Source organism: Spirochaetales bacterium (assembly GCA_016930085.1).
In the GTDB taxonomy this organism is placed as follows: Bacteria; Spirochaetota; Spirochaetia; order SZUA-6; family JAFGRV01; genus JAFGHO01.
Map to the genome: position 1 here is coordinate 1 of JAFGHO010000087.1, position 6,344 is coordinate 6,344.

General features: G+C 53.2%; 7 protein-coding genes. 3 read left to right on the forward strand and 4 right to left on the reverse strand.

From position 1 onward, the window contains the following. From JW881_15050 to JW881_15060, 3 genes are all read left to right on the forward strand, one after another. Positions 1 to 936, forward strand: a 936-nt coding sequence (locus tag JW881_15050; protein ID MBN1698832.1) for a 2Fe-2S iron-sulfur cluster binding domain-containing protein, incomplete at its 5' end; no start/stop codon positions are given. A gap of 21 nt (positions 937 to 957) precedes the next feature. Beyond that, complete coding sequence (locus JW881_15055; protein ID MBN1698833.1) at positions 958 to 1,458, forward strand: hypothetical protein; 501 nt, start codon at positions 958 to 960, stop codon at positions 1,456 to 1,458. Positions 1,459 to 1,482: 24 nt separating this feature from the next. Next, on the forward strand, positions 1,483 to 2,133 hold the full coding sequence (locus JW881_15060) for an HAD family hydrolase (protein MBN1698834.1): 651 nt from the start codon (positions 1,483 to 1,485) through the stop codon (positions 2,131 to 2,133). A 28-nt stretch (positions 2,134 to 2,161) separates the two neighbouring features. Here JW881_15060 and JW881_15065 read toward each other — a convergent pair whose 3' ends face one another. The 4 genes from JW881_15065 to JW881_15080 all read right to left on the reverse strand — a co-directional run bounded on the left by JW881_15065 (position 2,162) and on the right by JW881_15080 (position 6,111). Further along, positions 2,162 to 2,593 (reverse strand): VOC family protein, encoded by a 432-nt coding sequence (locus JW881_15065; GenBank protein MBN1698835.1) that lies wholly within the window; start codon positions 2,591 to 2,593, stop codon positions 2,162 to 2,164. Further along, positions 2,590 to 3,420: a DnaJ domain-containing protein gene (locus JW881_15070; GenBank protein ID MBN1698836.1), complete on the reverse strand. Its 831-nt coding sequence runs from the start codon at positions 3,418 to 3,420 to the stop codon at positions 2,590 to 2,592. The genes JW881_15065 and JW881_15070 overlap by 4 nt, the downstream gene beginning before the upstream one ends. A gap of 80 nt (positions 3,421 to 3,500) precedes the next feature. Beyond that, positions 3,501 to 4,196: a GAF domain-containing protein gene (locus JW881_15075; GenBank protein ID MBN1698837.1), complete on the reverse strand. Its 696-nt coding sequence runs from the start codon at positions 4,194 to 4,196 to the stop codon at positions 3,501 to 3,503. A 313-nt stretch (positions 4,197 to 4,509) separates the two neighbouring features. Beyond that, complete coding sequence (locus JW881_15080; GenBank protein ID MBN1698838.1) at positions 4,510 to 6,111, reverse strand: NADP-dependent glyceraldehyde-3-phosphate dehydrogenase; 1,602 nt, start codon at positions 6,109 to 6,111, stop codon at positions 4,510 to 4,512. Positions 6,112 to 6,344 lie beyond the last annotated feature (233 nt).

The following is a 6,344-nucleotide window of genomic DNA, read 5'->3' on the forward strand; positions in this document are numbered from 1 at the left end:
CGGATTTTCCTTCCTTCCGCCTGCGGGGGCAAAGGCACCTGCGGCACCTGCAAGGCGAAGGTCGTCTCCGATATCGGTCCGTATCTGCCCACCGAACTGCCCCTTCTTTCGGAAGAAGAACAAAAGGAAGGGATCCGACTCGCCTGCCAGATCAAGGTCAAGAAAAATATCGAAATCGAAATCCCGGAGGAGCTGTTCAATATCGGTCTTTACAAAACGGCGGTCTCATCGATCACCGATATCACTCACGATATCAAGGAAGTGTACCTGAAACTCGTCGAGCCCCGTGAAATCAAATTCACTTCGGGCCAGTACGCGCAGTTCATCATTCCCCCCTACGGAAAAATCTCCGGTTCGACACAGCGGGCGTATTCGATGCTTTCGGTCCCTTCGGATTCGGGGCGCCTCGGTTTTCTCGTCCGGCTCGTGCCCGGGGGGATCGCCACCACCTATGTCCATACCGTGATGAAGGAGGGGGACGGTTTCGAACTCATCGCGCCGATCGGCGATTTCAGGCTTCACTCCTCGGATGCGGTCATGCTCTGCATCGCAGGCGGTTCCGGTATGGCGCCGATCCATTCGATCCTCTTCGACATGGAGGAGCGGGGGGTCCGGGACCGGGACGTCTGGTTTTTCTTCGGCGCGCGCAACAAAAAGGAACTCTTTTATACCGAACGATTCCGCGAGCTGGAAAAAAGATGGCCGCGGTTTCATTATGTGCCCGCCCTTTCCTCCCCACTTCCGGAAGACAATTGGGACGGTGAGACGGGACTCATTACCGACGTCCTCGACAAATATCTGAAGGATAAGCTCGAATCGTCCCCCGAAAAAGAGGGGTATCTGTGCGGGAGCCCCGGTATGATCGACGCGTGCGTCAAGGTATTGACCTCGCATAACGTCAAAGAGGGAGCGATCTATTATGACAAATTCGCATAAACCGGAAAAAGGCGGTATATCATGAAAATGACCCCCGAACTCGTAAAAGTTCAAAACAAAATGCGGCCGGGCGTCATTACCGCGGAAGGATTTCTCGGTACCGACACCCGCAGCCTCACCGATATCATCCAGAAGGACGAGGAGACGGCCGCCTCGATCGGTCTCGACTGGGAGAGGGCGGCGGAGGCGATCGAGTTTTTGTTCTGTGAGGGGAAAAAGGGATTCGGAGTGGAAGTGGCGGTCCGCGATGAGCTTTCCGTCACCGTCATCGAAGCCAGGGGGTTTCTCCCGTGTCCCTTCGGCGACGGACTCAAGCGGAAACACGTGGCGGTCATCGGATTGACGGGTCTCGAGAAAAAACTTTTAGTAAGCGAACTCTCCCTCCATCTCCTTAAGGAGCATCATTTTCTCCAGGGAAAAGGATCGGCATTCAGGTGCGAACCGCACTTCATCAAAAAGATCACGGACATGATCGAAATAGCCGGAAGCGACCGGGCGTCTTCGGACGAACGGGTGAAATGAGCGGGGTGAGGGGACCGATACGAAATGAAATTCGACGCCGTGATTTTCGACCTCGACGGTACACTTCTTGACACGATCAGGGATATCGCCGATTCATCCAATACGGTGCTTGAAAGAAACGGGTTGGCCCCGTATCCGCTTGAAGACTTCAGGCGCTTTGTGGGCAGGGGCATGAAAAATCTCGTCGTCTCCCTCTTGCCCCGGTCGATGCACACCGATGCCGATATCGAACGGATAACGCGCGAGATCGAAGAAGCCTACTCGCTGCGGCTCAATGTCCATACGAAACCCTATCCCGGTATTCCCGAACTTCTTCGCGTACTGGATGATTCGGGCGTGGCCAAAGCCGTGTTGTCGAATAAACCCGGACCGCTCGTTAAACGGAGTATCGGGTTCAATTTCCCGGAAACCCGTTTTTCTTTTGTTTTCGGAGCCGGAGACCGCTATCCCCTCAAACCGCACCCCGGCGCGGCCCTGGCGATCGCCGGGGGAATCGGGGTGAGTCCGGAAAGGATAGTGTTTCTGGGGGATACGCGCATCGACATGGAAACAGCGATCAACGCGGGCATGTATCCGGTCGGTGCGGGATGGGGATTCCGCGGAGAAGACGAGCTGCGTGCGGCGGGCGCCCGGAAGGTTTTCACTCGGCCGGAAGAAGCGACCGGCTATTTTTAAACGGTAACAGACAGCCCGTCCAGCCCGGTCAATCGACGGCAAGGCCCCCGTCTTCCGTGAATTTCCATTGTTCCCAATACATGATTTCCCAGTAGTAGACGTCCGGATCGGAGAAGTAACCGCTGTATCCTCCCCAGAAAACGCGCCGCGGCGATTTTTCCAGCCTGCCGCCGGAGCCGGCCGCCTTCATAATGATCTCATCCACTTCACTTTCGGATGATGCGACATAGGCGAGGGTAATACCGCCGAAGCCGGAACCTTGGGGCGGATCGTTATCATTGATATCCCGGGCGATCCCTTCTTTCGGATACAGGGCCAGGGTGGTGCCCCGGTTCCGGAAAAAGGCGATCTCGGGCTCTTTTTCCTTCGCCGTTATCTCGAAACCGAGTACATCGCGGTAGAACCGCAGGGAACGATTCATATCCGAGACTCCCAGGGTAATGATATGGATTCTGTTCATTTCGATTTCTCCTTTTCATCGATAGAGATCGGTGCCGCCGCGCCGTCCTCGTAACACGGGTTCGAATGGGTAAACCGCCCCACGGTTTTTATTTCATGTTTCATGAGGAGGCGGACGGAACCGAGGTAGTGGCAGGCCATCAGTAACGCCTCGAAAATCGCGTCGAGGAGGGTGACATTCCGGCCTTCGATTTTTTTCATCAAAGCTTCCGGGGTGACGTGTCTGAAGAACCTGTCCGAGCGTTTTCTGATTTCGTAGAAATAATCCCGGAGATCGATATACGGCCGGTGGACGCCTTTATCGTATCGTGAAGAGAAGGGAACCGTTCGTTTTTCGGCGCCGGGATTTCTCGCCGTATGAAAATAATCGATGAAACAGGAAGGTTCGAGCACCCACCGGTCGATAAAGACGATAATTATCTCAAGGTATTGTGCGACAGGGCAGCCGTCATACGGATGGTCGCCCGATACAAAAGACCGCGATGCGAGTATGTCCTCGATTTCCCAGAGGATAAAATTGAGCCGGGTGCATATATACTCGACGTCGTTCCGCTTATCCCCGGCGCTTTCCGAGACTTCCGCACCGTGACGGCGATGCACGGCGCCGCTTGTTTTCAGATACATGTCGTATGCCGCACGCCGTTCGGCCGAGACCAGGGTGGTATATGCGTCGTTGATGACTCGAAACAGAACCTGCGACGCCGTGGAATTGTCGTTCTTGTCCGGGTGATGAAGCAGCGCGAGTGCGCGGAAGCTTTTTTTTATTGCGTCGGTACCCGCCTGCGGCGTGAGGCCGAGGATCTCGTAAAGGGTTTTTTCATGTTTCATCGCGGCGTCGTCTCTGTCTGCCGCACCGTATCCGTATCGAGCGGATAACCTGAGTCTGAGGTCTGCAAGGGGATGGAGGGCTATTCATCGTTTACCATGTCCGGATACAGTTTTTTCGCGCATATCGGACAAAAGGTGTGGCTGAATTCGATACGGGTATTGCTGCTTATAAAATGTTCGATGGGATGCCAAATCCCTTGTTCGTCCCTGATATTCTTGCAGTTCGAACATATGGGGACAAGACCCCTGAATGCCCTTATTTCCGACAGGTAGTCGGACAGGCGCTTGTTTTCATCACCGAGAACCTGATTCATGTAAATGATTTCGAGATGCGATTGGATCAGATCGCGCAGCCCGGTCATCAGCTTCTCTATCGTTTTCGAATAGCCGTTTGGTTTGTTGTCAAGCACACAGATCGTTCCGAACGGTTTATGGTCGGGAAGAAGGATAGGAAATCCGAGATAGGAAATCATGTGAAGGCGCGTGTCGGGATTGTTTTTCCACGCCCTGTCGGTAAGGGCGTTGGGAACGAGGAGCTTGTCCCCGGTTTTGATTACCCGTTCACAGTAGAGTCCGGACCCGAGCAGTTTTTCTTTCTCTCCCGTGCGGTACGGATTATCCTCGTTCGAACTCGCGACAAATACCTCGATCTCCGGTTCGCTGAATTTCATGATCAGCGCGGCCGGGATATCGACAATCTGCGACAGAACGTCGACGATTTCCTGCCAGTTTTTTATTATGTCCTCCGGGACGTTGATGCCGCTGTCGTTATTCATTACCAATACCTCGTTTCACCGGGGAAGTTGCCTCCCGCTCCCTCTCTCACGCGACGGCCGGCAGGCGAACCTCTTCATGAATGCCAAAGGTTCCGGAACTATTCGATGCCCGCATGATATGCTTTTCCCGCAATCGATACAATATAATTAATATATGTTATATTGGCAAGCTTAAAACAAGAATAATTCAATTCGTTGTTTGTTCTTTAACGACAATATAAGTTAACCTTTAGGTAATGGGGTAAACGTGCTGTTTGTGCTTTCACGATTTTCGTCCGATCCGTGTGCACCGCTTTTTACATGGGTCATTCCGCTAAAGAATAAAATCCGTGGAGAGAAAGACCGAACGGCGTCCGCGAACGATCGATGTTATAATGCGGTTGTTGAGATCGTTCATTTTTGCCGCGGCCAATGTCTGAATCGAGAAAACGGTGAGTGCGTCCTGTACCGAAAGGGTTCCCTCCGCCGAATCCTTTCGCCCGCCGAAAGGGAAGGTGTCGGGGCCGCGCTGGCACTGGCTGTTGATATTGATCCTGCATACCTGGTTCGAAAGGGTGTCGATAAGGCGGGCGATCACATCGGGGTCTTTTCCGAAAACGGCCGCTTGCTGGCCGTAATTCGAGCTGACGATATAAGAAAGCGGCGTCTCGATGTTCTCGAACGGTACCACCGGGATGATCGGACCGAACTGCTCCTCGTGGTAGATTTTCATGGAATCGTTCACCGGATAGAGAAGGGCGGGATGAAAAAATGTCCGGTTGACGGAAGCCCCTCCTTCATTGACGATACCTGCATTATGATGGACGGCGTCATCGGAGAGTTCTTTCAGCCATGCCGTTTTCCCGGCTTCGGGAAGGGGGGTGATCGCCACACCGTCTTCCCACGGCATGCCGATCGAAAGTCCGGCAATACCGTCACTCATTTTTTGAACAAACTCCTCAGCGATCGATCGATGAACGAAAAGTATTTTAAGCGCCGTGCACCGCTGTCCATTATAGGAAAGCGCGCCTAAAAGACATTCTTTCACCGTTGCCCCGATATCCGCGTCCGGGAGGATGATGCCCGGATTTTTCGCTTCGAGTCCGTAGACGGTCGTCAACCGGTTCGGTTTGGGGTGCGCCTTTTCGATAATATTGGCGACCCTGCTCGATCCGATAAACGCGAGAACATCGATCTTGCCCGTTTCCATGACGGGACCGACGATCACTTTACCGTCTCCGTACAACGTATTCACGACGCCGGGGGGAAACGAATCCCTGAATGCCTCGAGGAGGGGCCTGAGAAGAAGCACGCCGTATTTTGCGGGTTTGAAAATGACGGTATTTCCCATTATAAGAGCGGGAATGAGGGTGGTAAATGTTTCATTGAGGGGGTAATTGAACGGACCCATACAAAGCACGACGCCGAGGGGCGCGTACCGGATCTGCGCGACAATGTCGTTACGGATGGTAAACCGGGAACACGAGCGGTCGAGGTCTTTGTATGCTTCTATCGTGTCCTCGATATATGCGATGGTACGGGTAAACTCCTTTGTCGCGTCCGGAAAGGTTTTTCCTATTTCCCACATCAGCATGGTCACGATTTCATGTTGTTTTTCCTTCATCCCGAACATGAAATCCTGTATGCATTTGATCCGCTCTTCCACCCTCATCATGGGCCATCTGCCCCTTCCCGTGTCATACGCCTTTACCGCGGCATCGAGGGCTTCGAGCGCCTCTTTCTCCGTACAGAGGGGGTACGAACCCAGGACGGCCTGAGAGACGGATGAACCTTCTTTGATACAGACGGGAGAAAGCACCTCCTGGACCGGTCCGTTCCAGGAGATGAGTTTTCCGCCCGATAGGTATTCCTTCTGGACGATCGGTGTGTACATCACTTCCGGGGGAATCTCCGCCTTTTCGGGAAAAATAGACATAATGGTTTCCTTGTTCATCCTCTCCACCTCTCTTTGAAAAGTTGGTTTCCATTGAAGTATGATCGACCGGCCGATCGATTTCAAGGAAAAATCGGTCTTTCGACATGTTCCTCGTTTCATGACGTATTCTGATTCGTGAATGCATTGCCGTTTTCAACGGAAGCCGCCGTTTTCAACGGAAGCCGCCGTTTTCAACGGAAGCCGCCGTTTTCAACGGAAGCCGCCGTTTTCAA